24 protein-coding genes and 1 tRNA gene are annotated in these 22,720 nt (G+C 47.6%); 22 read left to right on the forward strand and 3 right to left on the reverse strand.

What is annotated here, in order from left to right; translation table 11 throughout:
* Position 1: 1 nt before the first annotated feature.
* Positions 2–139: an SPJ_0845 family protein gene (locus KZE55_RS10230; RefSeq protein WP_261313315.1), complete on the reverse strand. Its 138-nt coding sequence runs from the start codon at positions 137–139 to the stop codon at positions 2–4.
* A 141-nt stretch (positions 140–280) separates the two neighbouring features.
* On the opposite strand from KZE55_RS10230, the gene uvrC reads away from it, so the two are divergent.
* The 10 genes from uvrC (at position 281) to KZE55_RS04375 (ending at position 11,215) form a co-directional block, all read left to right on the forward strand.
* Complete coding sequence (gene uvrC, locus KZE55_RS04330) at positions 281–2,092, forward strand: excinuclease ABC subunit UvrC (protein ID WP_222259558.1); 1,812 nt, start codon at positions 281–283, stop codon at positions 2,090–2,092.
* Positions 2,093–2,158: 66 nt separating this feature from the next.
* Positions 2,159–3,481, forward strand: a complete 1,323-nt coding sequence (gene obgE / locus KZE55_RS04335) for a GTPase ObgE (RefSeq protein WP_222259560.1) — start codon at positions 2,159–2,161, stop codon at positions 3,479–3,481.
* Between the two features lie 27 nt (positions 3,482–3,508).
* Complete coding sequence (rnz, locus tag KZE55_RS04340) at positions 3,509–4,438, forward strand: ribonuclease Z (protein ID WP_222259561.1); 930 nt, start codon at positions 3,509–3,511, stop codon at positions 4,436–4,438.
* 13 nt (positions 4,439–4,451) lie between these two features.
* Entirely contained in the window at positions 4,452–5,285 is an 834-nt protein-coding gene (locus KZE55_RS04345) for an SDR family NAD(P)-dependent oxidoreductase (RefSeq protein WP_222259563.1), read from the forward strand.
* A 116-nt stretch (positions 5,286–5,401) separates the two neighbouring features.
* Positions 5,402–7,711: a single-stranded-DNA-specific exonuclease RecJ gene (gene recJ, locus KZE55_RS04350; protein WP_222259565.1), complete on the forward strand. Its 2,310-nt coding sequence runs from the start codon at positions 5,402–5,404 to the stop codon at positions 7,709–7,711.
* Between the two features lie 18 nt (positions 7,712–7,729).
* Complete coding sequence (locus tag KZE55_RS04355) at positions 7,730–8,248, forward strand: adenine phosphoribosyltransferase (protein ID WP_222259567.1); 519 nt, start codon at positions 7,730–7,732, stop codon at positions 8,246–8,248.
* Between the two features lie 70 nt (positions 8,249–8,318).
* Entirely contained in the window at positions 8,319–8,915 is a 597-nt protein-coding gene (locus KZE55_RS04360; protein ID WP_047769102.1) for a membrane protein, read from the forward strand.
* A gap of 72 nt (positions 8,916–8,987) precedes the next feature.
* A tRNA-Ser gene (locus tag KZE55_RS04365) sits at positions 8,988–9,076 on the forward strand.
* 269 nt (positions 9,077–9,345) lie between these two features.
* Positions 9,346–10,053, forward strand: a complete 708-nt coding sequence (locus KZE55_RS04370) for a ribonuclease H family protein (RefSeq protein WP_222259569.1) — start codon at positions 9,346–9,348, stop codon at positions 10,051–10,053.
* Positions 10,054–10,057: 4 nt separating this feature from the next.
* Positions 10,058–11,215 (forward strand): hydroxymethylglutaryl-CoA synthase, encoded by a 1,158-nt coding sequence (locus KZE55_RS04375; RefSeq protein ID WP_222259571.1) that lies wholly within the window; start codon positions 10,058–10,060, stop codon positions 11,213–11,215.
* A gap of 58 nt (positions 11,216–11,273) precedes the next feature.
* On the opposite strand, the gene lexA is transcribed toward KZE55_RS04375, so the two are convergent.
* On the reverse strand, positions 11,274–11,900 hold the full coding sequence (lexA, locus tag KZE55_RS04380) for a transcriptional repressor LexA (protein ID WP_047769108.1): 627 nt from the start codon (positions 11,898–11,900) through the stop codon (positions 11,274–11,276).
* A gap of 136 nt (positions 11,901–12,036) precedes the next feature.
* Between lexA and KZE55_RS04385 the strand changes: the two genes are divergently transcribed.
* Both KZE55_RS04385 and KZE55_RS04390 read left to right on the forward strand, forming a co-directional pair.
* Entirely contained in the window at positions 12,037–12,288 is a 252-nt protein-coding gene (locus tag KZE55_RS04385) for a DUF896 domain-containing protein (RefSeq protein ID WP_047769113.1), read from the forward strand.
* 74 nt (positions 12,289–12,362) lie between these two features.
* Positions 12,363–12,587 (forward strand): YneF family protein, encoded by a 225-nt coding sequence (locus KZE55_RS04390; RefSeq protein WP_222259573.1) that lies wholly within the window; start codon positions 12,363–12,365, stop codon positions 12,585–12,587.
* A 230-nt stretch (positions 12,588–12,817) separates the two neighbouring features.
* On the opposite strand, the gene KZE55_RS04395 is transcribed toward KZE55_RS04390, so the two are convergent.
* Positions 12,818–13,456, reverse strand: coding sequence for a lysophospholipid acyltransferase family protein (locus KZE55_RS04395; RefSeq protein ID WP_222259575.1), 639 nt, complete (start codon positions 13,454–13,456; stop codon positions 12,818–12,820).
* 90 nt (positions 13,457–13,546) lie between these two features.
* On the opposite strand from KZE55_RS04395, the gene KZE55_RS04400 reads away from it, so the two are divergent.
* From KZE55_RS04400 to KZE55_RS04445, 10 genes are all read left to right on the forward strand, one after another.
* Positions 13,547–14,308 (forward strand): tRNA1(Val) (adenine(37)-N6)-methyltransferase, encoded by a 762-nt coding sequence (locus KZE55_RS04400; protein WP_047769117.1) that lies wholly within the window; start codon positions 13,547–13,549, stop codon positions 14,306–14,308.
* Positions 14,295–14,615 (forward strand): GIY-YIG nuclease family protein, encoded by a 321-nt coding sequence (locus KZE55_RS04405; protein ID WP_047769119.1) that lies wholly within the window; start codon positions 14,295–14,297, stop codon positions 14,613–14,615. Before KZE55_RS04400 ends, KZE55_RS04405 begins: the two co-directional genes overlap by 14 nt.
* 150 nt (positions 14,616–14,765) lie before the next feature.
* A complete protein-coding gene (rpsB, locus tag KZE55_RS04410; RefSeq protein ID WP_222259577.1) occupies positions 14,766–15,554 on the forward strand; it encodes a 30S ribosomal protein S2 in 789 nt (262 codons plus the stop codon).
* Positions 15,555–15,665: 111 nt separating this feature from the next.
* Complete coding sequence (tsf, locus tag KZE55_RS04415; RefSeq protein ID WP_222259578.1) at positions 15,666–16,541, forward strand: translation elongation factor Ts; 876 nt, start codon at positions 15,666–15,668, stop codon at positions 16,539–16,541.
* 73 nt (positions 16,542–16,614) lie between these two features.
* On the forward strand, positions 16,615–17,337 hold the full coding sequence (pyrH, locus tag KZE55_RS04420) for a UMP kinase (RefSeq protein ID WP_222259580.1): 723 nt from the start codon (positions 16,615–16,617) through the stop codon (positions 17,335–17,337).
* Positions 17,338–17,340: 3 nt separating this feature from the next.
* Positions 17,341–17,901, forward strand: a complete 561-nt coding sequence (frr, locus tag KZE55_RS04425; RefSeq protein ID WP_222259582.1) for a ribosome recycling factor — start codon at positions 17,341–17,343, stop codon at positions 17,899–17,901.
* Between the two features lie 164 nt (positions 17,902–18,065).
* Positions 18,066–18,830 carry an isoprenyl transferase gene (locus tag KZE55_RS04430; RefSeq protein ID WP_222259584.1) on the forward strand — a complete coding sequence of 255 codons (765 nt, stop codon included), beginning with the start codon at positions 18,066–18,068 and terminating at the stop codon, positions 18,828–18,830.
* A 16-nt stretch (positions 18,831–18,846) separates the two neighbouring features.
* Positions 18,847–19,632, forward strand: a complete 786-nt coding sequence (locus KZE55_RS04435) for a phosphatidate cytidylyltransferase (protein ID WP_047769130.1) — start codon at positions 18,847–18,849, stop codon at positions 19,630–19,632.
* 12 nt (positions 19,633–19,644) lie between these two features.
* On the forward strand, positions 19,645–20,919 hold the full coding sequence (rseP, locus tag KZE55_RS04440; RefSeq protein WP_222259586.1) for an RIP metalloprotease RseP: 1,275 nt from the start codon (positions 19,645–19,647) through the stop codon (positions 20,917–20,919).
* Between the two features lie 24 nt (positions 20,920–20,943).
* Positions 20,944–22,683: a proline--tRNA ligase gene (locus tag KZE55_RS04445; RefSeq protein ID WP_222259896.1), complete on the forward strand. Its 1,740-nt coding sequence runs from the start codon at positions 20,944–20,946 to the stop codon at positions 22,681–22,683.
* Positions 22,684–22,720: the final 37 nt, after the last annotated feature.

The following is a 22,720-nucleotide window of genomic DNA, read 5'->3' on the forward strand; positions in this document are numbered from 1 at the left end:
GTTACTTTTTCTCAACCTTGTTTTCTTTTTCTTGGTCTTCTTTAGATTTTTTATCCTTAGGAAGTTTCTTCTTCGGATCAATGGCAAACTGGTCGAAAAGTCGGTCCAGTTGCTCACTTCGTCTGGTAACTAAACCCATTCTACTCGCTCCTTTTTTGTGTATCATAGCATAGGCAAGATTAAATCTGCAAATAAATGACCGGGAAGCAGTCACAATTTTTGCCATCTGCTAGTCTCTTCAATTATAATATTATACTAGCATTTCTTACGGAGGGTTATGATGGCAAGCGATTATCTTGAACACAAATTAGCATTACTGCCGGATAAGCCCGGCTGTTATTTGATGAAGAACATCAATGGACAGATTATTTACGTTGGCAAGGCCAAGAATCTGAAAAATCGGGTTCGCTCCTATTTTAAAAGTAGCCACACGGGTAAGGTTGCTAAAATGGTTTCTGAAGTTGCCGACTTTGAAACCATTATTACATCGACCAATAAAGAATCTTTCCTGCTGGAAATTACCCTGATTCAAAAACACCAACCCTATTTCAATATCAAACTTAAACGGGGGACGGGGTACCCATACATTAAAATTACCAATGAGCGCGACCCCCAGGTTAAAATCGTCAGCAAAATCAAGAAGGACGGGGCCTACTACTTCGGACCTTACCCTAACGTCTATGCAGCGGAAGAAACGGTTAATTTTATCCAAAAGGTCTACCCGCTGCGGCGGTGTAACGGCTACCAAGGACGGCCGTGCCTGTACTACCATATGGGGCAGTGCCTCGGGGCCTGCTTTAAAAAGGTTCCCCAAGAAGAGTACGACCGGCAAATCAAGAAGATTAAGTCCTTCTTGAACGGTAACACCGCGACAGTCAAACGGCAGTTGACGGAAAAGATGGATAAGGCTGCGGCAGCCCTCGAATTTGAGCGGGCAGCGGAAATCCGCGACCAAATTCACTACATTGAAGTCACAGTTGAAAAACAGAAGATTATTTCCAACGACAAGACTCCGCGGGACCTATTTAACTTTTACATGGATAAGGGGTGGCTATCGATTCAGGTCTTCTTCATTCGTCAGGCGCGGTTGATGAAGCGGGAAAAGCGGCTCTTTCCCGTGGTCGATACGGCGATTGAAGAAATGACCAGCTTCATCCTTCAGTTTTATAACCGGCGAAATAATATCTTGCCTAAGGAAATTCTCCTTCCCAAGGGCCTCCCCAATAAGGAAATCAGTGAAATCCTCGGGGTGCCGGTCCGGACCCCCAAGCGGGGCGAAAAACGTGACCTAATGGCGATGGCGGCAGAGAACGCCCGCCTGGTCCTTGACGAAAAATTCCGCCTTTTAGAAATGGATAAGGGGAAGACGACGGGCGCCATGAAAGAGATTACTGACGCCCTCGGGTTACCGGTTGGCCACAAGATTGAGGCCTTTGACCACTCCCACATCCAAGGAGCCGACCCAGTGAGTGCGATGGTTGTATTCATCGACGGGGAACCGGCAAAGAAGCTCTATCGTAAGTATAAGCTCAAGACGGTCATTAACCATGCGGATGAGGCCGCTAGTACCCGGGAAGTAATCAGGCGGCGCTACAGTCGCCTTTTGCGTGAAAATAAGCCAATGCCGGATATGATCTTCATGGATGGTGGCGATATCCAAATGAACGCTGTTAAGGACGTCTTAGAAAACGAACTTGACCTGGATATTCCGGTTGTGGGAATGGTCAAAAACGACAAGCACAAGACCGCGGACCTCTTGTTTGGTGATGAGGACCAGCATGTCAACCTGGACCCCCGAAGTCAGGGCTTTTACCTGGTTCAGCGGATTCAAGATGAAGTCCACCGGTTCGCAATTACCTTCCACCGAAATGTTCATACCAAGCACTCCTTGAGTTCTCGTTTGGACGAGATTAAGGGGGTTGGCCCGCGGACCCGAACGAAGTTGTTAAAGAAATACGGTTCGGTGACCAAAATTGCCCAGGCTTCAGTTGATGAGATTCATTCTCTGGGTATTAACCGGCCGACCGCCCAACTGATTAAGGTTTCCCTTCAAAAGAACGCAGAAGTGGCGAAGGGAAGCAGTCACAATTGATTTTGACGGTCCCTCATTTTTAAAATATACTAGGTAGTATATAGATTACAGATCGGAGAAATAAACATGAATACCTTTGTAGATCAAATCAAGATTGAAGCACATGCCGGTAAGGGTGGCGACGGAATGGTAGCCTTCCGCCGGGAAAAGTACGTTCCTAATGGTGGCCCAGCCGGTGGTGACGGCGGTCGCGGCGGAAGTATTATTTTAAAAGTCGACGAGGGGTTACGGACCCTGATGGACTTTCGTTACCACCGGATTTTTAAAGCCAAAAATGGCGGTAACGGGATGAATAAGCAGATGACGGGGCCAAGCGCTGAAAATACGGTCATTGCTGTACCTCAGGGGACGACTGTTCGGGACCTTGATACTGGGGAAATCATTGGTGACCTGGTGGAAAAGGGTCAAGAATTGGTAATTGCCAAGGGCGGTCGTGGCGGTCGCGGTAATATCCACTTCGCTAGTGCCAAGAATCCCGCACCGGAGATTGCCGAAAACGGTGAACCCGGTGAGGACCGCTACCTGGAATTGGAACTGAAGATGCTGGCCGACGTAGGCTTGATTGGCTTTCCATCCGTTGGTAAATCGACCCTCTTATCGGTAGTTACTGGTGCAAAGCCCAAAATTGCGTCCTATGAATTTACCACCCTGGTCCCGAACCTGGGAATGGTTATGCTGCCTGATGGTCGGGACTTCGCTATGGCTGATATGCCCGGACTAATTGAGGGCGCTTCAAAGGGGATTGGCTTGGGACTCCAGTTCTTAAGGCATATTGAACGGACGCGGGTCCTTCTGCACCTGGTTGACATGAGTAGCGAGGACGCGGATCAGGGAATTGCTCGCTTCCGCCAAATTAACCACGAGCTGGCTAACTATGATCCAGAACTGTTAAAGCGTCCCCAGATCGTGGTCGCTACCAAGATGGATATGCCAAACGCGGAAAAGAACTTGGCACATTTTAAGGCTCAGTTAGCAACGGACGATACGCTGGAAGAAACTCCCCGGGTCTTTCCAATTTCGGCGGTTAAGCACCAGGGGATCCAACAGCTGATGCAACTGACGGCCGACCTCTTAGACCAGACGCCGGCATTTGACAGCGAGAGTCATGATGAAAAACTTACTCCTAAGTATGAAGCGGCCGGGAAGGAGTACAAAGAAGATAAGGAGCCAGCCTTCACGATCAGTCGGGACGAAGACGGCACCTGGGTCCTTGGTGGTACTAAGTTACTCCATCTCTTTGATATGACGGACCTTAATCACGAGCAAAGTCAGCTACGGTTTGCCCGGCAAATGCGGCAGATGGGGGTTGACGATGCCCTCCGTGAACGTGGGGTTAAGGATGGCGACCTGGTAAGGATCAGAAAGTTTGTCTTTGAATTTATTCAGTAATTGTGTGTTCAGAAGGTAGGGAATATAATGCAACTTGAATTTTTAGGAACTGGCGCGGGATCGCCAAGTAAACAGCGGAATGTATCTAGTGTGGCACTACGGCTACTGGAAGAACGCAACGCAATATGGTTATTCGACTGTGGTGAGGCCACCCAGCACCAAATCCTGTCAACAACGATTCGCCCACGGAAGATTGAGAAAATCTTTATCACCCACCTGCATGGTGACCATATCTTTGGCCTTCCTGGTTTATTGAGTTCGCGCTCCTTTCAAGGAGGGCACGAGCCCTTGACCGTTTATGGGCCAGTGGGGATTAAGCGTTTTGTGGTGACGGCATTACAGGTCAGTGAATCGCGGCTAAGCTACCCCCTTCACTTTGTGGAAATTGACCACGAAGGGGAAGTCTTTAACGACGGTAGTTTTAAAGTGATTGCAAAAAAGTTGGACCATAAAGTTGCCTGCTATGGCTACCGGGTTGTTGAAAAGAACCATCCCGGCGAACTTCAGGTTGCTAAACTGCGGGAGATGAACATTCCATCTGGTCCAATCTACGGTCAGTTGAAGGCCGGCAAGACGGTTACCCTAGATGATGGGCGTATTCTTGATGGCCATGATTTCATCGGTAACCCTCAAAAGGGCAGAATTGTTGCTATCCTTGGTGATACGCGGAAGACAGCTAACGCGGTGACCCTTGCTCAAGATGCTGATGTTCTGGTCCACGAGAGCACGTTTGCCAAGGGGGAGGACAAAATGGCTAAAAACTACTACCATTCGACCAGTCTCCAAGCAGCGGAAATCGCCAAAAAGGCAGGGGCAAAGCGGTTGCTGTTGAACCATATTTCGGCCCGCTACACCGGCAAAGCGGCCTACCAGCTGGCCTACCAGGTCCGGGATGTATTCCCGAATACACGAGTAGTCAACGATTTTGATATCATCGACATTCCATTTAATAAATAAAGGGGCGGTTGCAATGATGAGAAGAGTGAAAACTTTACGTTTCCTAAGAAACGAGGTGGTTTTAATCACCGGAGGTTCCAGTGGAATTGGCAAGGCGTTGGCATTAGAAGCCGCCCAGCGGGGAGCAATTGTGGTAGTAACTGCCCGCAATAAGGAAAGGGTTTCCGCGGTTGCCAAACAGTGTCTCCTACTCTCTGGTCGGCCGGCATTTGCCTACCAAATGGACGTGACTTCGCCCGATGAAATCGATGCGGTCCTTAATAAAATCTCCCACCAAATTGGGGGCATCGACGTCTTGGTCAACTCAGCCGGATTGGGGAAGTTCGCTCCGGCTGCTAGTCAGTCCTACAAGACGTTGAAGGGAATGAACGAAGTTAACCTGCTGGCTTTGATGTACATCAGTCGCTGTGTTGCCAAGCAGATGATGAACCAGGGTTATGGAGCCATTATTAACTTAGGATCGGCGGACGGTAAGATCCCGACGCCCAACAGTGCGGTATACTCCGCTACTAAGGCTGGGGTTATTCAGTTTGATAATGTCTTGCGGATGGAAGTGGCTGACTACGGCGTTCAGGTTCTGACGGTTAATCCTGGACCGGTTAATACGCCGTTCTTTGATAAGGCAGACCACAATGGCAACTACCGTAGTCACTTACCAAAGTGGATGTTTATTTCGGCGGATGAGCTTGCCCGGCGGGTATGGAACAACGTCGGATACAAGACGCGAGAAATCAATGTTCCCAGCTATGTTTCCTACCTTGGCTGGGCATACCAAGTCTTCCCTGGCCTAGGCGACTGGGCAATTAAGAAGTTCTTTGATTTCCAACAAAACAAGCAAGAGCTGTAATTAATACCCGGATGCGGACGATGGCGGTGCAACTGCCTGAGACGTGAAGGGAAAGGACAAAGGCAGTGGAAGAACACCGCCTTTTATTATTTTCTGGATAGATGTGAGGGATAGAAATGATTAATTCACATTATGCTTGGCAACTTCAGCCAGTGGCGGATGAGAAGGTCCGCCATGATTTAAGCAGTCAGCTACATGTTTCGCCGACCATGGCGCAGTTACTTGCTAACCGGGGCCTAAAAGAAGCTGATGCTGCACAGGCCTTTCTTCAGCCCGACCTGCAGACGGTTCACGATTCCCACCAGTTGCATGACATGGACAAGGCGGTTGAGCGGATTGAACAGGCGATTGCGGCAAACGAAAAGATAACCGTTTACGGCGACTATGATGCTGATGGGATAACAAGTACCGCGGTCATGTACGAAGCCTTAAACGAAATTGGGGCAAACGTTGACTACTATATTCCGGATCGCTTTAAGGATGGTTACGGGCCCAATGCAGACGCCTACCAACGCATCATTACGGCTGGCACAAAGCTCATTATCACGGTTGACAATGGGGTCAGTGGAAAAGACGTGATCGACAACGCAATGGTCCAGGGGGTTGATGTGGTGGTGACTGACCACCACGAGCTCCCGAGGGAACTACCAAACGCGGTCGCCATCGTCCATCCCCGCTATCCCGGGAGCAATTACCCCTTTCCTGACCTATCGGGAGTGGGAGTGGCCTTTAAAGTGGTTTGGGCCTTGCAGGATGAATTTCCGGAAGAAATGCTGGACCTTTTGGCAATTGGTGAAATTGCCGACGTTGTGAGCGTGACCGATGAAAACCGGGCCCTGATTGGGGCCGGTATCCAACTTCTGCGTCAGGGGATGCGTCCCGGCATTCACGCCCTCCTGCAAGCGGCAGGGGTGAATGAAGCACAGCTGACCTCCACCGACATTGGTTTTACGATTGCCCCCCGTCTTAATGCGCTGGGCCGTATTGCCGATGCTAATGCCGGGGTCGAACTACTGACAACCGTTGACGAGCAAACAGGTAGCCGGCTTGCCCAGCAGGTTGAAGCGGCGAATCAGAAACGACGCGAACTGGTTGACCAAATTATGGGGGAAGCAAGTGCGCAGGCAGCCCATGCACTAGATCAGCCGGTCCTTCTCTTGGTTGGTCATAACTGGCATCAAGGCGTCTTAGGGATTGTTGCTAGTCGAATCATGGACCAGACGGGGAAGCCAACCATTGTTGCCAGTGCTAATGACGGGAGTGAAGTGGCCAAGGCTTCCGGGCGTAGTATCGCTGGCTTTAACCTCTTTGATGCCCTTGATCCTCATCGTGACCTCTTAACGACTTTTGGGGGGCACCCCGCTGCTTGTGGCTTATCCTTTGAATTAAGTAAGACTGACGAACTGCGGGCGGCGTTGCTTGCGGAGGCGCAAAAGCAGCAATTTGATAGCCATAAACAAATTCCGTTGGTGGTTGATGCCCAGCTGCGGGCAGGGGATGTTAATGAGCAACTGTACCAGGAAATTCAAAAACTCGGCCCCTTTGGCCCTGGTAATGAGGAACCCATTTTCGAATTTAATGATGTCCAGCCCAGTGACGTTCGCACGATGGGAAAAAACAATGACCACCTTAAGTTTTCCCTAAACGGTCAGGTGACCGTTGTTGCCTTTAACCAGGGAAAACTGGCACCAATCCTCGAGGGCCAAGGCGGCCAAGTTGACCTGGTTGCTAAGCTGAGTGTTAATGAATGGCAGGGGAAGCGGACAGTCCAGCTACTACTCACCGATATCCGTGTCCGGGGGACAGTTATCCTCGACCAGCGGACAAGCCACCTGACCGCTAACCATTTTGGCCAAGCGGGCTTCTATGTTGTCGAAGATACTCGGTTACGGGAAAACATTGCACCTCACGTTGGGGACGGAAAAGCCCTATCGATTGACCAGGCGGCCACGACTGACTTTGCTGGTAAGGCAGTGACGGTTGTTGATTGCCCAAAGAGCTTAGCGGCCTTTACCAAGATCTTCGAAAAGGATAGCGCAAGCCCCGCCCTGGTTCGCCTATTACTGTTTGAAAACAACAGTGTTTATCTTGCCGGGCTCCCCACCCGGGATGACTTTGCCGCCCTTTACCGTTTTCTGGCTCGACAGGCAAATATCCAGTGGCCAGGCCAGCGGACAGCGGTTAGTCGTTATTTAAGAATTAATGAAGTTCGGTTAAATTTGATGATTAATGTGTTTTCTGAGGTAGGATTTGTTACAATTAGTAATGGTGTTTTAAACCTTGCCAAGAATACGCAAAAGGCCGATTTAAAACAAACGGACCACTATCAGGCGCAGCTTGCCCGTTACCAGGCTGAACAGACGCTCCTTTACAGTAATGCCGGAGCACTCGCCAAATGGGTTTTACAGTGCCTGAAGGAAGATTAAAGGAGATATTTTCTGGTTATGACTTTAGACCTTTATAAATACGTTGCCAGTATCCCAGATTATCCAGAAAAGGGGATTATCTACCGGGATATTTTACCGTTGATGGCAAATGGTGAAGCGTACAAGCAAGCAACTGATGAGTTGGTTGATTACGCCAAAAATAAGAATGTTGATATGGTCGTAGGCCCTGAGGCCCGTGGCTTTATCGTTGGTTGCCCAATTGCCCGTGAATTAGGTGTTGGTTTTGCACCGGCACGGAAGAAGGGGAAGCTACCTCGCAAAGCAATCAGTGCTAGTTACACCTTGGAGTACGGAAGTGCAACCTTGCAGATGGAATACGATTCAATTAAACCAGGACAACGGGTTCTCGTTGTCGATGACCTGCTGGCGACTGGTGGGACTATTTCCGCGACAATCAAGATGGTTGAAGAAATGGGCGGAATTGTCGTTGGCTGTGCTTTCTTGATTGAGTTGAAAGCTCTTCATGGACGTGAAAAGGTTAAGGACTACGACGTTAAGGCACTGATGGAATTTTAAAAATAGAGGGTGAGGCATCACAGTCACACCCTTATTTTTATATCAAGGATATTTGAAAAGGAGTTTAACAATGATCTTTTTGGTTATTTTTGGCGGCCTGATGTTGATTCTCGGTGGCTTCTATTTAGCAAACTCATGGCAACGTTACCGTGAATGGAAGTCGGGAACGGTTATTGTTGTTTTGAGTCTAATTGCCGTGATTTTTGGGACAATTAATCTGCCGGTCTTTAAGGGGCATCAACAGGTTTCAAACCAATCTAGTTCTTCAAGTCAACAGGTTAGTCAGAGCAGTTTTTCGAATGGCTTCAGCACAATCAATGGTGGTCAGCAGGGGAGTCCTAACCACCAAATGGCTGTTTTGCGTCAGCTTCAAAAAGGGTATTCCAAGTTAGGAACGGTTTCGTTTAACAAGGAGAACAATACTTATACGATCAAACCAACGGCGGACAATACGGTTCAAGCCGTCAAGGCAATCGTAAGTGACCCTAGCCAGGCTAGTCAGATGGGGTGGTCAAACTTGACCAATTCGATCAAGAAGAATTCCAGCCAGGTTTCGACTGCTTTGAATGGTGATTACACGATTCGAATTGTTAACCCAGACAACACTGACCAGGCGGTTTATAGTGCCAAAAATGGTAAGACCACCTATAATATTGCAGATAATTAACTAGACACGGGATTTTTAAGGAGACCACTTTACCTTTCAGGGCTTATCTGATACAATATAGAAGTTGACGATGGAGAGTTGGCAGAGTGGTAATGCACCGGACTCGAAATCCGGCGAACCCGTGTAGAGCGGGCGCGCAGGTTCAAATCCTGTACTCTCCTTTATATATAAAAAATGTGGAAACACAGAAAAACACGAACCTTTTAATATTAAGGGTTCGTGCTTTTTATTAGGTATGAAGAAACATTATAAAGATAAAGTTGGTGCACGGAATGGGCAAATTTACTTAAATCGTACATCAAAATGCTACTAACTTATGTAGTTTGAAGGCTTTCAGAACCTTAACAGTTACTATTCTGTAATAGATATTAGTCATGGTAGTAGCGTTACGGTACGGTTATTCTTAGATCAAATCAAAAGCAGGAGCACTATGGCAAAAAAATATTACGTCGTAAAAGAAGGTCGTCAGCCGGGAATATACAATTCATGGCCGGCGTGTCAAAAACAAGTAAGTGGCTACGCTGGTGCAGTTTACCGGGGCTTTTCGACTTTAAGTGAAGCGCAGGCTTGGCTCGCGGCCCCATCTAAACGGTCAATGCGGCAACCTGAACAGATGCAGTTAGCGTTGGGGGACCAACAAGAAACTACCGACCAGCCTGAAGTCCGCTTGTACTCAGATGGTGGCTCACGTAACCACGGAAACAAACTTGGTCAGCACGTCAAGCAAACTGACAAGGCTGCCTGGGCTTACCTCATTGAGGGCGCTGGTCGCCGGCTTACTGGAACTGGTGGTGAGTGGGGCAGTACCAATAACCGGATGGAGTTACTGGGGCTAATTAATGCCCTAAACAGACTTCTTGAACTTAGTTGGCAGGATAAAAAGATTGTGGCAACCCTCGACTCACATTACGTCTTGGACCCCATCATGAAGGGGTGGTTAAACGGTTGGCGGCGCCGTAACTGGCGGACCTCAACGGGCAAACCAGTCGCAAATCAGCAATTATGGCAGGAAATCTTAGGCCTGTTACCGCGTTTCTCTGCGCTGCACTTTACCTGGACGAAGGGGCACGCCAACAACTCTGGTAACAACACGGTTGATGAATTACTAAACAAAACGATGGATAAAATGGGGGAATAATTGTATGAAGATTGGTATTGACCGGATGGCTTTCGCCACGACAAATGAATATATTGACCTCCGCAAATTAGCTAAGGTGCGGGGTGTTGATCCTAATAAGTACACAATTGGAATTGGCCAAGACCAGCAGGCCGTCGTTCCGCCCACTCAAGACATTGTCACGTTAGGAGCAGCCGCTGCCCGGAAGCTTATGACCAAGCAGGTTGGCGACCACCTCTCGACAATTATCGTGGCTACTGAATCGGGGGTCGACAACTCTAAGGCAAGTGCGATTAACATCAAAGAATTGCTAGGCCTCAACGACTATGTACGGGCGGTTGAACTTAAGGAGGCTTGTTACGCTGGGACGGCGGGAATTCAATTTGCCCGCGGCCTGGTAGCGCTACACCCCCAAGAGACAGTGCTAGTCATTGCTACCGATATCGCCCGTTATGGTTTGCAAACGGCGGGGGAGGTTACCCAGGGAGCAGGTGCCGTCGCCATGCTGATTAGCGCAAACCCCCACATTCTAGCAATTGAACCGACCAGCGTGAACCTGACAAAAGACGTGATGGACTTCTGGCGTCCCCTGTACGCCACTGAGGCAATGGTGGATGGTAAATACTCAACCAACGTTTACGTTGACTTCTTCAAACAGGTATTTACCCGTTATCAAATGATGACTGGTCGCCAGTTCAATGATTTTACGGGCCTAATTTTTCACCTACCATTCACCAAAATGGGGAAGAAAGCCTTAGAAGGGGCCCTCGGTGACCGGCATGATCAAGTGGCAACTCGGTTGCGCACGGCACTTACCGCCAGTCAATTGTACTGCCGCCAGGTCGGCAACGTGTATACTGGTTCACTCTATCTCGCCCTCCTTTCATTTCTGCAAAATGGGCAGGTCAATGCTGGCGACCGGCTAGGGTTGTTTAGTTATGGTTCTGGTGCCGAAGGTGAGTTTTACACGGGAATCGTTCAACCGCACTTCTTGGACCACACTAATGATGTCCAAGCAATGCTTCAAAAGCGGCACCAGGTCTCGATTACGGAGTATGAGGACATGTTTAACCACCAGCTGGGAATGGATGAGCAGGACGTAGAATTTGACCTCAGCAATGACCATGCCCCCTTTGTTCTCGCTGGGCAAAAAAACCACCAGCGAATCTATAAACGACAATAATAAAAAGAGCGCCAGCACTCGTATCTACGAGTCTTGACGCTCTTTAAACGCTAAGTTGTTAGAAAATATTATCGCGGAAGAGACCGACAACCTTTCCCAGAATCTTAACGTTCTTAAGAAAAATCGGGTCCATGGTGTCATTTTCGGGTTGGAGGCGAAAGCGGTTCTTTTCCTTAAAGAATCGCTTGCAGGTTGCCTCGTTATCATCGTTCATTGCGATGACAATATCACCGTTCTTGGCGGTAGACTGTTTACGGACGATTACTTGGTCACCGTTTAAGATGCCGGCCTTGATCATACTAGTTCCCCGAATGGTCAACATGAACAAGTCATTATTATCCTGGATGGAAGGTGGAATTGGGAAGAAATCCGTGGCGTCTTCTACGGCAAGAATTGGTTGGCCCGCCGTAACCACCCCTAACAGGGGAATCTTCGTCTGTCGTGGCTTTACCCCCAGGAGGTCCAGCCCTTTCGGCGTGATTTCCAGTGCCCGTGGTTTAGCAGGGTCCTTTTCCAAAAAGCCTCCTTCAATTAGACGGTTAATGTGACCGTGGACGGTTGAAGTTGATGAAAGACCGACCGCACTACAAATCTCACGAACGGTTGGTGGGTAACCGTGGTCAGTGACCTGCTTGTGAATAAAGCTCAGAACAGCCATTTGTTTATTTTTTGCCGGTTTTGCCATTATAGCACCTCATTAATATATTATTATTTTAAGGATATCATAGGCTTACCGGAATTTCAAACGTACGTTCGTGATTGACAAAAAAAGTGATTAATCTAAAATGATATTGTGAATTAAAGGACTGGAGGTCAGCTTAATGACAGAATCAAAGGAACAGGAAAAGCTATTAAAGCGGATCAATGAGCTTGCCCACAAAAATAAGAAGGAAGGCCTTACTGAGGCCGAAACACGAGAACGCGAACGCCTGCGCCGTGAATACATCAAGAACTTCCGCGAGACCATGCGGAGCAACATTGAGATGATGCGGATCTACAATGATGAGGGCAAGGAAGTTACGCCTGAAAAGGTGAAGGAGATTCAGCGAAAGAAAGGTCTCCGCGACGATTAATTTAATTTGCTACTTTTCAAGTGTTAAACATTCGTGTAAGATGAAAAGGTAACTTAACAAAGGAGGAAGCAATCTTGGGTATGACGATTTTATTTGTCATTCTGGCGCTGCTGATTGGTTTATTAATCGGCTTCTTCGGTGCTCGTAAGTACATGGAAAACTATCTTCGTAATAATCCCCCGATTTCTGAGGAAATGTTGCGGACAATGATGCTCCAGATGGGGCAGAAGCCATCCAGCCGGAAGTTACATCAAATGATGCAAACGATGAAGGCACAAGCACGAAAGGCTAATAAGTAATTGGTCGGGTGACTTATATAAAAGAATGGGAGTGCGACAGAACTAGCTTGCTAGTTCGTTTTTCGACGCAAAGCTAGCCTGTAGGGACCACCCCGTCGAAGCAAGTCTTTAGAAAGCACAAAGGGACTCTAGTGTGCGGATTTCCGTACACTAGAGTCCCTTTGTGTACTGTACTGCAGCATTTTCAACTATATAGGAGACTTATGTCGTCAGAGCCCCTATATTTTTAGTTAAAAATCATCGTCTTTGGGCTTAGGGGGCATAACGTAAACGAAGTTGGGGTCAATTTGCTTGTCGAGGTCATCAAAGGCTTCCTGCATCTTTTTTTCCAGTTCAGCCTCATACTCTTCATTTAGCTTTTTCTTCCGGTCAACGTAAATCGGCTTGCCAAAAGCAATCTGACGTGGCTTCCGGGTAAAGAGTTGCCCAAACTTGAGGGGCCCCTGGTAGACTGCCGGAACGAGGGGCACGTTCGCCAATTTAGCAATCAGGGTTGCACCTCCCTTGAGCTTGGCTGAGTAACGGGAGCCACTAGGGAAAATAATTGTGGAAAGGTTACCGTTTCGTAAAAACTTCACCGGTGTTTTAATGGCTGATGGGCCGGGGTGCTTTCTGTCTACCGGGTAGGCATTTAGGGACCTCAAAAACCGACCCGCAATCGGGTTTTTAAATAACTCTTTTTTGGCCATAAAACTAAATTCCTTTGGCCAGACGGCAAGGGCCAATAAAACGGGGTCCATCCATGTCCGGTGGGGTGCTACAATAATGTAGTTACCATCGGGGAGGTTTTCCCGATTATAGATACGGGTACGCCCGTTAATTAACGTTAAAAATGGATTGACGATTTTTACTAAGAATGTGTAGAGCATTTTTATTCTTCCAATCTGTTTAAATGATACTTCAAAGCTAAAGTATGACTAAAAAAAGACTAACTTGCAAGGAGAAAAGGGGAAATAGCGATGAATGAACCAACGAAATTATTACGTGGCGACGAGCGAATTGACCAACTATATAGTCAGGATGTCAAAATTATTCAGAGTCCGACTTGCTTTGCCTTTTCCCTCGATGCAGTTTTACTGGCCGACTTTGTCCGACCCAATCACCGCCACCTCCTGAAGACAGTCGACTTGTGCGCCGGTAATGGGGCAGTGGGCCTCTTTCTTCATAACAAGTTGGGCGGGACCTTTACTGAAGTGGAAATCCAGGAGCGTCTAGCGGATATGGCCGCCCGCAGTATTCAACTCAACCAACTTGATGATCGTTACCGCGTTTTGAATATGGACATTGCTGATGTCTTTAACCAGGTGCCGAAGGATTCCGTCGATGTGGTCCTCTGCAACCCACCTTATTTTCCCGTTACAGAAAAGAGTCAACGTAACCCCAACCGCTACCTTGCAATTGCCCGCCACGAGATTAAGACGAACTTCATGATGGTCGCAAAACAAATGAGTGGCCTGTTGAAAATGAACGGGCACGGATACCTGGTTCACCGTCCAGACCGATTAACAGAAATCATGACGACCCTTCAGGAACATCGCCTGGTTCCCAAACGGTTGCGTTTTATTTATCCAAAGCCCGGACGAGAAGCGAATATGATGCTGATTGAAGTGATCAAAGATGGAAAGCCGGGGGGGATGAAGGTCGTCCCGCCAATTATTGTCAACGGGGACGATGGGGAATACCTTCCGGCAGTGAGGAAGCTTTTATATGGCAAAGAATAAACCTTACTATATCTACGTCTTATACTGTGCCGACGACAGCCTTTACTGTGGCTTCACCGACAATGTCCAACGGCGCTTTGACCAGCACCAGGCTTATAAGGGGGCTAAGTACACCCGTGTAAAGAGCCGTCACCCCCTCCGACTGATTTACCATCAAAAATTCAACAGTAAGAACGCTGCCCTCAGTGCGGAATACCATTTTAAGCACCAGCCCCGGTGGAAAAAGGATCGGTTCTTGAAGGCGCATGGAATCGACGTGGCACACTATTTTGCCTTAAACCATCAAAGCGCCAAAAGAAAAGGTTAAAAAGCTTGTCATTAGACAAGCTTTTTTGTATACTATTAAACGGTGTTTAATAACATATAACACACCTGTGACGATAAGAAGGGATGTGCCAATAGTGGTTCCCATTCTTAGACGACTCATGGGGAGGAAAAACAATTTGGAGGTATTTTTATGTCTGTTGTTACTATGAAGCAATTGCTTGAAGCAGGTGTCCACTTCGGTCACCAAACTCGTCGTTGGAACCCAAAGATGGAACAATACATCTTCACTGAACGTAACGGTATTTACATCATTGACTTACAAAAGACTGTTAAGCTGATCGATACTGCTTACGACTACATGAAGAACGTTGCCGCTGATGGTGGGGTTGTTCTCTTTGTCGGCACCAAGAAGCAAGCGCAAGACTCCATTGAAGAAGAAGCTACCCGTGCAGGCCAATTCTATGTTAATCACCGTTGGTTAGGTGGTACTTTGACCAACTGGAAGACTATCCAATCCCGGATCGCTCGTCTGAAGGAATTGAAGAAGATGTCTGAAGATGGCACTTTTGATGTTCTGCCAAAGAAGGAAGTTGCTGTTCTGACTAAGCAACGTGAAAAGCTGGAACGATTCCTTGGCGGTATCGAAGACATCCCACGGATTCCAGACGTACTGTTCATCGTTGACCCACACAAGGAACAAATCGCTGTTAAGGAAGCACAAAAGCTGCACATTCCAATCGTTGCCATGGTTGATACTAACACCGACCCAGATGACATCGACTACATAATTCCTTCTAACGATGACGCAATTCGTGCCGTTCGTCTGATTACTTCTAAGATGGCCGACGCAATTGTTGAAGGTAAGCAAGGTCAAGATGAAGCTCAACAAGCAGATGCGGATGCCGAAGAAACTGCTGAAGACACTACTGTTAGTGAAGATTCTCTGAAGAACCTTAAGAACAGTGTTGAAGGCAAGTAATTTAAAAAACGATTAATACTTGGGCTGTTTTGTGTTATGGACCATTGTGGCCCTGAGTACAAACAGTCCTTTTTTGTAAAACTTATTAACTGTTAAAGGAGAGACTCTGTCATGGCTGAAATTAAAGCTGCTCAAGTTATGGAATTACGAAAGAAGTCCGGTGCCGGAATCATGGATGCCAAGAAGGCATTGGTTGCAAGTGATGGTGACATGGATAAGGCAATGGATTACCTTCGTGAAAAGGGAATCGCCAAGGCTGCTAAGAAGAGCAGCCGGGTTGCTGCTGAAGGTTTAGCAGATATCGCAGTTAACGGCAACACGGCCGCAATCGTTGAACTGAACTCCGAAACGGACTTCGTTGCTGCCAGTGACCCATTCAAGGACCTGCTGAAGAAGATTACTAAGTTAATTAGTGAAAACAAGCCTGCCAATGTTGACGAAGCTTTGGCAATTAAGACCGATAATGGTACCCTGAAGGATGATATCATTAGTACCACCCAAAAGACTGGTGAAAAGGTTAGTCTGCGGCGTTTTGAAGTCGTTGAAAAGGACGATGGGGATTCCTTCGGTGCTTACCTCCACCAAGGTGGTCAAATTGCAGCCTTAGTTGTTCTGAAGGGTGCTGATGAAGCTACTGCTAAGAATGTTGCAATGCACGTTGCTGCCATCAATCCTGAATTCATGACTCGTGACGATGTTTCCAAGGAACGTCTTGACCACGAACGCGCTGTCTTCAAGGAAGAAACGTTGAACGAAGGAAAACCTGCTAAGATCGTTGACAAGATCGTTGAAGGTCGTTTGAACAAGTTCCTGTCCCAAATCTGCTTGGCTGACCAGGAATTCGTTAAGGATTCTGACAAGACCGTTGCCGAATACGTTAAGGCTAACAACGGTGAACTGAAGTCCTTCATCCGTTACGAAGTCGGTGAGGGAATCGAAAAGAAGCAAGACGACTTTGCTAAAGAAGTTAAGGACCAAATGAACTAAGCGTTCGATTGGCGAAAAGGACGTACTTATATTAAGTGCGTCCTTTTTTACAAGGTTGATAAGGAGGAACATGATGGCTGATATTAAGTATAATCGAGTTATCTTGAAGCTCAGTGGAGAAGCACTTGCCGGCGAAAAGGGGTTCGGTATTAACCCGCCGGTGCTCAAGAATGTTGCTAAAGAATTAAAGGCAGTTCACGATAAGGGAGTCCAGATTGCTATCGTTGTCGGCGGTGGAAATATGTGGCGGGGCGTTACCGGTGCCCAGCTCGGTATGGAACGTGCCCAAGCAGACTACATTGGGATGCTGGCAACAATCATGAACGCCCTGTCTTTACAGGACGCCCTTGAGTCAATTGATGTGCCAACCCGGGTGCAAACGTCAATTGAAATGCGGCAAATCGCTGAACCTTACATCCGGCGGAAGGCCATTCGGCACCTGGAAAAGGACCGGATTGTAATTTTCGCCGGTGGAACCGGGAGCCCTTATTTCTCAACCGACACGACTGCAGCATTGCGGGCGGCAGAAATCAATGCTGACGCAATTTTGATGGGGAAGAATGGGGTCGATGGTGTTTACTCCGCAGATCCGAATAAGGATAGTAGCGCGGTTAAATTTGACCACTTGACCCACATGGACCTGATTGAAAAGAACCTGCACGTGATGGACACCACCGCTAGTTCGCTGTCGATGGACAATCACATTCCAATCGTCGTCTTTAATTTGAACACGGCCGGAAATATTATGAAGGTTGTTACTGGCCAGCAAGTTGGAACAACTATTGAGGGAGACTAAATTATGGCATCGAGTAAAGAAATCTTAAATGACGCAAAAACAAAGATGAAGAAGTCAGGGGAAGCATTACAAAGAACCCTAGCTAATATCCGGGCGGGGCAAGCCAATGCCAGCCTCTTGAACTCTGTTAAGGTCGAATACTATGGGGCAGAAACGCCACTGAACCAAGTTGCTTCGATCACGATTCCGGAAGCACGGCAGTTACTGATTACCCCGTACGACGAAAGCATTTTGGAGGAAATTGAGCGGGCAATCTATGCCTCTAACCTTGGCCTGACGCCACAAAACGACGGCAGTGCGATTCGTTTGATTATTCCGCAATTAACTGAAGACCGGCGCAAGGAACTGGTTAAGGACGTTAAAGCGGAGTTGGAAAAGTCTAAGGTAGCGGTTCGTAATGTTCGTCGTGAAGCCATGGATGACCTGAAGAAGGGCAACAAGAATGGTGACTTCAATGATGACGAATTCCACGACCTAGAAAAGAAGGTCCAGGACGAAACGGACGCTGGAATTAATAACCTGGAATCAATTGCCGCAGATAAGGAAAAGGAATTGCTCCAATAAACATTTACCTGCTAGGGGATGGCCCGCGCTGTCCCTTTTTTTGTTATTAGATATAAATTTTTGCTAAAAAGCGGCCGTGAGTTGATAATTCATCGACGGGAGCTTTATAATTAATTAGCGCTTTGTTTAAAAATATTCATTTGCCATAGTATGGAGGGAGAAATTTGTTTTCTAAAAGAAAAACCGCTGGTGATGAGCCAGAATTAGACCCGCAGCGTGTTCCACAACATATTGCGATCATCATGGACGGCAATGGACGGTGGGCCCAAAAACGGCACCTGCCCCGGGTTGCCGGTCATAAGCAGGGAATGCAGACCGTCAAGACTGTTGCTATTGCGGCTAGTAAATTAGGAGTCAAGGTCTTATCCCTATATGCTTTTTCTACCGAGAATTGGAAGCGGCCGAGCAGTGAAGTCAATTACCTGATGCAACTGCCGATTCGCTTTTTCTCAACCTTTGTTCCGGACCTGATTAAAAACAACGTCCAGGTAATGGTGATGGGCGATACAAGTAAGCTGCCTGTTCAGACCCAGCAAGCGGTCCGCAATGCCATTAGGGACACCGCCAAATGTGATGGGATGGTGCTTAACTTTGCCTTAAACTATGGGAGTCGTGATGAAATTACGCGGGCCATGTGCCAGATTGCCGGTGAGGTAAAAGAAGGCCAACTTTCACCAGATGATATTAACGAAGAAACAATTAGCCGCCATCTTATGTCTGGCAGCCTGGGATCACTTGCCGACCCCGATCTCTTGATTCGAACCAGTGGCGAAGAACGAATTAGTAACTTTATGCTATGGCAAATCGCTTATAGTGAACTTGAATTTGTGCCAAAACACTGGCCAGACTTTAATGCTGAATCATTAAAGCAGGCTATTGTAGAGTTTCAAGGACGTCACCGTCGCTTTGGCGGATTAGAGAACCAATAGGGAGGATGTTTTAAAAGTGAAGACGAGAATTATCACGGCGGTGATTGCCCTAGCCATCTTTATCCCACTGATAATTTATGGTGGTTGGCCGTTAACGATTGCTGCAGTTGTGTTAGGAATCATTGCAATGTCAGAAGTACTTGTAATGAAGCGGATGTTTGTAATTTCTTTTGAGGCGATTGTTAGCTACCTGGGAGTAGCCCTATTAATCTTGCCAGATAACTGGCTGGATTTCTTACCTAGTGTGGCTACCCGCTGGTTTGGCTTCTATTTGTTGGTCGTTTTATTACTTCTCCACACCGTCTTGCGAAAGCAACGCTTTACCTTTGACGATGCGGGAGTAATTACATTGGCAATGTTGTACATTGGGATGGGATTCCACTACTTTGTAGCCGCCCGGGCGATTAATTTCCAGACCCTGTTGTACGGGATGCTGATTGTCTGGATTACTGATAGTGGCGCTTACCTGATTGGTAGAAAGCTCGGGAGAAATAAGCTAGCACCGAAGATTAGTCCCAACAAGACTTTGGAAGGGTCGATTGGTGGGACCATTTCGGCAACCATTATTTTGGCAATCTACCTTTACCTGTTCCCGGTTGGTGATGGCTTTGTTACCATGATTATCCTGACACTGATCCTGTCAATTATGGGGCAATTGGGTGACCTGATTGAATCGTCATTAAAACGATACTATGGCGTTAAGGATTCCGGGAAGATTCTACCCGGTCATGGAGGAATACTGGACCGTTTTGACAGTATGTTAATCGTCATGCCACTTCTGCACATGGTTGGTATTATTTAAGGAAGGGATTCTGTGATAATAACAATTATTACGTTTATCATCGTTTTTGGGGTTCTCGTGCTTGTTCACGAATTTGGCCACTACTACTTTGCCAAACGGGCTGGTATCCTGGTTCGTGAATTCTCAATCGGGATGGGCCCCAAAATTTGGTGGAAGAGAAAAAATGGTACGACCTATACCGTCCGCATTCTTCCGGTTGGTGGCTATGTTCGCCTGGCGGGAAATGACGATGAAGACGAAGAGGAGATGCGACCAGGGACCCCACTCACTTTACAATTAAACGGCCAAAATAAGGTTGTCACCATCAACACTAGTTCGAAGTCGACCCTGTTTCAGGGTATCCCCCTTCAGCTAGTGGACAGTGACTTGACGGATGGCTTATGGATCAAGGGCTTTGTTAATGGCAACGAAAGTGAGGTCAAGACTTATGAGGTTGACCACGACGCCGTGGTCATTGAACGTGACGGTACCCAGGTTCAGATTGCTCCCCGTGATGTTCAGTTTCAGTCAGCTAGTCTGCCTGCGCGGATGATGACTAACTTTGCGGGGCCGATGAATAATTTCATCTTGTCACTACTGGTGTTTATCGTCCTGGGCTTTACCCTTGCTGGGGTTCCGACCAACAGCAACCAGATTGGAAAGGTTAACGCCAACTCGGTGGCGGCACGCGCGGGCTTGAAGGCCGGTGACCGGATCACTCATGTGGGTAAGGTCCGGGTCAACAACTGGTTAGAACTGGCCACTAATCTTTCCAGTAAACCGGGACAAAAAGTTCATCTTACTTACCAGCGGGCTGGAAAAACAAAATCAGTCACCGTGAAACCGAAGATGGTTAAGCAGAGCAAGCAGAAAGTTGGTCAAATTGGGATTATCGAACAGCAAAAGACAGGAATCAAAGCCCGCCTGTTATTTGGCTGGCAACAGTTTGCCCAAGCTGGGACGCTGATCTTTAGTGTTTTAGGCCACATTTTTACCCACGGCTTCAGCCTGAATGACCTGGGGGGCCCAGTAGCGATTTATGCGGGAACGTCCCAGGCGACCGCACTCGGGGTTAATGGTGTACTGAATTTCTTAGCCATGTTATCGATTAACTTGGGAATCGTAAACTTGTTGCCGATTCCAGCACTTGATGGTGGTAAACTACTACTAAACATTATCGAGGCAGTTATCAGAAGACCAATCCCGGAGAAGGCCGAAGGAATTGTGACGATGATTGGATTTATGCTACTATTGATACTAATGATTTTGGTTACCTGGAATGACATTCAACGCTATTTCATTCGGTAATCGGGGGAATAAAGGAGAATAATGATGAAGCAGTCAAAGATTTTAATACCAACCAAGAAAGAGGCCCCAAGTGATGTGGAGGCCCTCAGCCATAAGATGATGGTTCGGGCAGGCTATATTTACCAAATCTCGTCAGGGGTGTGGTCATACCTGCCACTTGCTTACCGGGTTATCCGTAAAGTTGAACAAATCATCCGAGAAGAGATGGACAAAGCGGGGGCTTACGAAATGATGATGCCTGCGCTTTTACCGGCCGAACTATGGAAACAGTCTGGTCGTTACGAAGCTTATGGTGATAACCTCTATAAGTTGAGCGACCGTAATGATCGTGAATTTGTTCTCGGCCCGACCCACGAGGAATCATTTACTGAAGTCCTTCGCGACAGTATTAAGTCCTATAAGAAGTTGCCACTGGTTGTTTACCAACTTCAGGATAAGTTCCGTGACGAAGACCGTCCGCGGTACGGCATTCTCCGGGGCAAGGAATTTGAGATGCTGGACGGCTACTCTTTTGCTGCCGATGAAGCGGGCCTTGACGAAGCTTACCAGCAACAAGCTCAGGCCTACCGGAATATCTTTGACCGAGTTGGCTTGAAATACAAGATTATCCTGGCGGACTCCGGAACCATTGGCGGAGACAATTCTCAAGAATTTTCCGCCCCTGCCAAGGTGGGAGAGGACGTCATTGTTTATACGGATGGTGGTTACGCTGCCAACCTGGAAAAGGCTACTTCCAAGTTTAGTGGTGTTCAGCAAACCGCTGAACCAGCTGAACTGAAGAAGCAGGCGACACCGGGTGCACATACGGTTGATGAGGCAGCTGAAAGCTTGGGCATTGATGCCAGCCAGATCTTGAAGTCGATGCTTTTCATGGCTAAAATGGGCGAAGACGATTACCAACCGGTACTAGTCCTAATGCGCGGAAATGACGAGGTTAACGAGACTAAGGTGACTAACGAATTGGGGTGTGAAGACCTTGAAATAGCTAGTGAAGCAGACGCCGCTAAGTACCTCGGCGCTCACCCAGGTTCCTTGGGCCCGGTTGGCGTTGGTGAAGATGTTAAAATCCTGGCCGACAACTACGTGAAGGTCCTGGTCAATATGGCTTGTGGCGCCAACGATGATGGTTACCACTTCGTCAATGCTAATATTGACCGCGACTTCCGGGTTGACCAATTTGGTGACTTCCGGAATGTTCAGGAAGGCGAAATTGCTCCTGACGGTCATCCAATCAAGTTTACGAACGGAATTGAAATTGGCCATATCTTCAAGTTAGGAACGGGTTACTCCGAAAAGCTTGGTGCAAAGGTCCTGGATAAGAACGGCCGTCTGGTTGACATGATTATGGGCTGCTATGGTATTGGGGTAACGCGGATGCTGTCGGCGGTTGCGGAGCAAAACGCTGATGAAAATGGTCTGGTTTGGCCAGACAGTATTGCCCCATTTGACGTGCATGTTATTCCAGTCAACGCTAAGAAGGAAGAACAGATGAAGATGGCAAACGACATCGAAGACCAGCTGACTAAGGCGGGATATGAAGTCTTAGTTGACGACCGGAAGGAACGTGCCGGTGTCAAGTTTGCTGATTCTGACCTAATTGGGATTCCATTACGGGTTACGATTGGTAAGAAGGCTGCTGATGGAATTGTTGAAGTTAAGATTCGGAAGACCGGCGAGACGATTGAAGTCAAGCAAGCAGAACTTGTTAATACGGTTGGTATCTTACTGAAACAATTAGCTGACCAATCTGTTGATGATAAGTAAATAAAATGTGGTACGGAATGGTACCACATTTTTTAAG

The sequence above is a fragment of the Limosilactobacillus panis genome, assembly GCF_019797825.1.
In the GTDB taxonomy this organism is placed as follows: domain Bacteria; phylum Bacillota; class Bacilli; order Lactobacillales; family Lactobacillaceae; genus Limosilactobacillus; species Limosilactobacillus panis_A.

Bases quoted from the DNA above. Each gene is read 5' to 3' on its own strand.
- uvrC (WP_222259558.1), top strand. From the start codon at position 281: ATGGCAAGCGATTATCTTGAACACAAATTAGCATTACTGCCGGATAAG.
- KZE55_RS04445 (WP_222259896.1), top strand. From the start codon at position 20,944: ATGAAGCAGTCAAAGATTTTAATACCAACCAAGAAAGAGGCCCCAAGT.
- KZE55_RS04345 (WP_222259563.1), top strand. From the start codon at position 4,452: ATGATGAGAAGAGTGAAAACTTTACGTTTCCTAAGAAACGAGGTGGTT.
- rnz (WP_222259561.1), top strand. From the start codon at position 3,509: ATGCAACTTGAATTTTTAGGAACTGGCGCGGGATCGCCAAGTAAACAG.
- rpsB (WP_222259577.1), top strand. From the start codon at position 14,766: ATGTCTGTTGTTACTATGAAGCAATTGCTTGAAGCAGGTGTCCACTTC.
- tsf (WP_222259578.1), top strand. From the start codon at position 15,666: ATGGCTGAAATTAAAGCTGCTCAAGTTATGGAATTACGAAAGAAGTCC.
- lexA (WP_047769108.1), bottom strand. From the start codon at position 11,900: ATGGCAAAACCGGCAAAAAATAAACAAATGGCTGTTCTGAGCTTTATT.
- KZE55_RS04405 (WP_047769119.1), top strand. From the start codon at position 14,295: ATGGCAAAGAATAAACCTTACTATATCTACGTCTTATACTGTGCCGAC.
- KZE55_RS04375 (WP_222259571.1), top strand. From the start codon at position 10,058: ATGAAGATTGGTATTGACCGGATGGCTTTCGCCACGACAAATGAATAT.
- recJ (WP_222259565.1), top strand. From the start codon at position 5,402: ATGATTAATTCACATTATGCTTGGCAACTTCAGCCAGTGGCGGATGAG.
- KZE55_RS10230 (WP_261313315.1), bottom strand. From the start codon at position 139: ATGGGTTTAGTTACCAGACGAAGTGAGCAACTGGACCGACTTTTCGAC.
- frr (WP_222259582.1), top strand. From the start codon at position 17,341: ATGGCATCGAGTAAAGAAATCTTAAATGACGCAAAAACAAAGATGAAG.
- KZE55_RS04360 (WP_047769102.1), top strand. From the start codon at position 8,319: ATGATCTTTTTGGTTATTTTTGGCGGCCTGATGTTGATTCTCGGTGGC.
- KZE55_RS04355 (WP_222259567.1), top strand. From the start codon at position 7,730: ATGACTTTAGACCTTTATAAATACGTTGCCAGTATCCCAGATTATCCA.
- KZE55_RS04400 (WP_047769117.1), top strand. From the start codon at position 13,547: ATGAATGAACCAACGAAATTATTACGTGGCGACGAGCGAATTGACCAA.
- obgE (WP_222259560.1), top strand. From the start codon at position 2,159: ATGAATACCTTTGTAGATCAAATCAAGATTGAAGCACATGCCGGTAAG.
- pyrH (WP_222259580.1), top strand. From the start codon at position 16,615: ATGGCTGATATTAAGTATAATCGAGTTATCTTGAAGCTCAGTGGAGAA.
- KZE55_RS04370 (WP_222259569.1), top strand. From the start codon at position 9,346: ATGGCAAAAAAATATTACGTCGTAAAAGAAGGTCGTCAGCCGGGAATA.
- KZE55_RS04385 (WP_047769113.1), top strand. From the start codon at position 12,037: ATGACAGAATCAAAGGAACAGGAAAAGCTATTAAAGCGGATCAATGAG.
- KZE55_RS04395 (WP_222259575.1), bottom strand. From the start codon at position 13,456: ATGCTCTACACATTCTTAGTAAAAATCGTCAATCCATTTTTAACGTTA.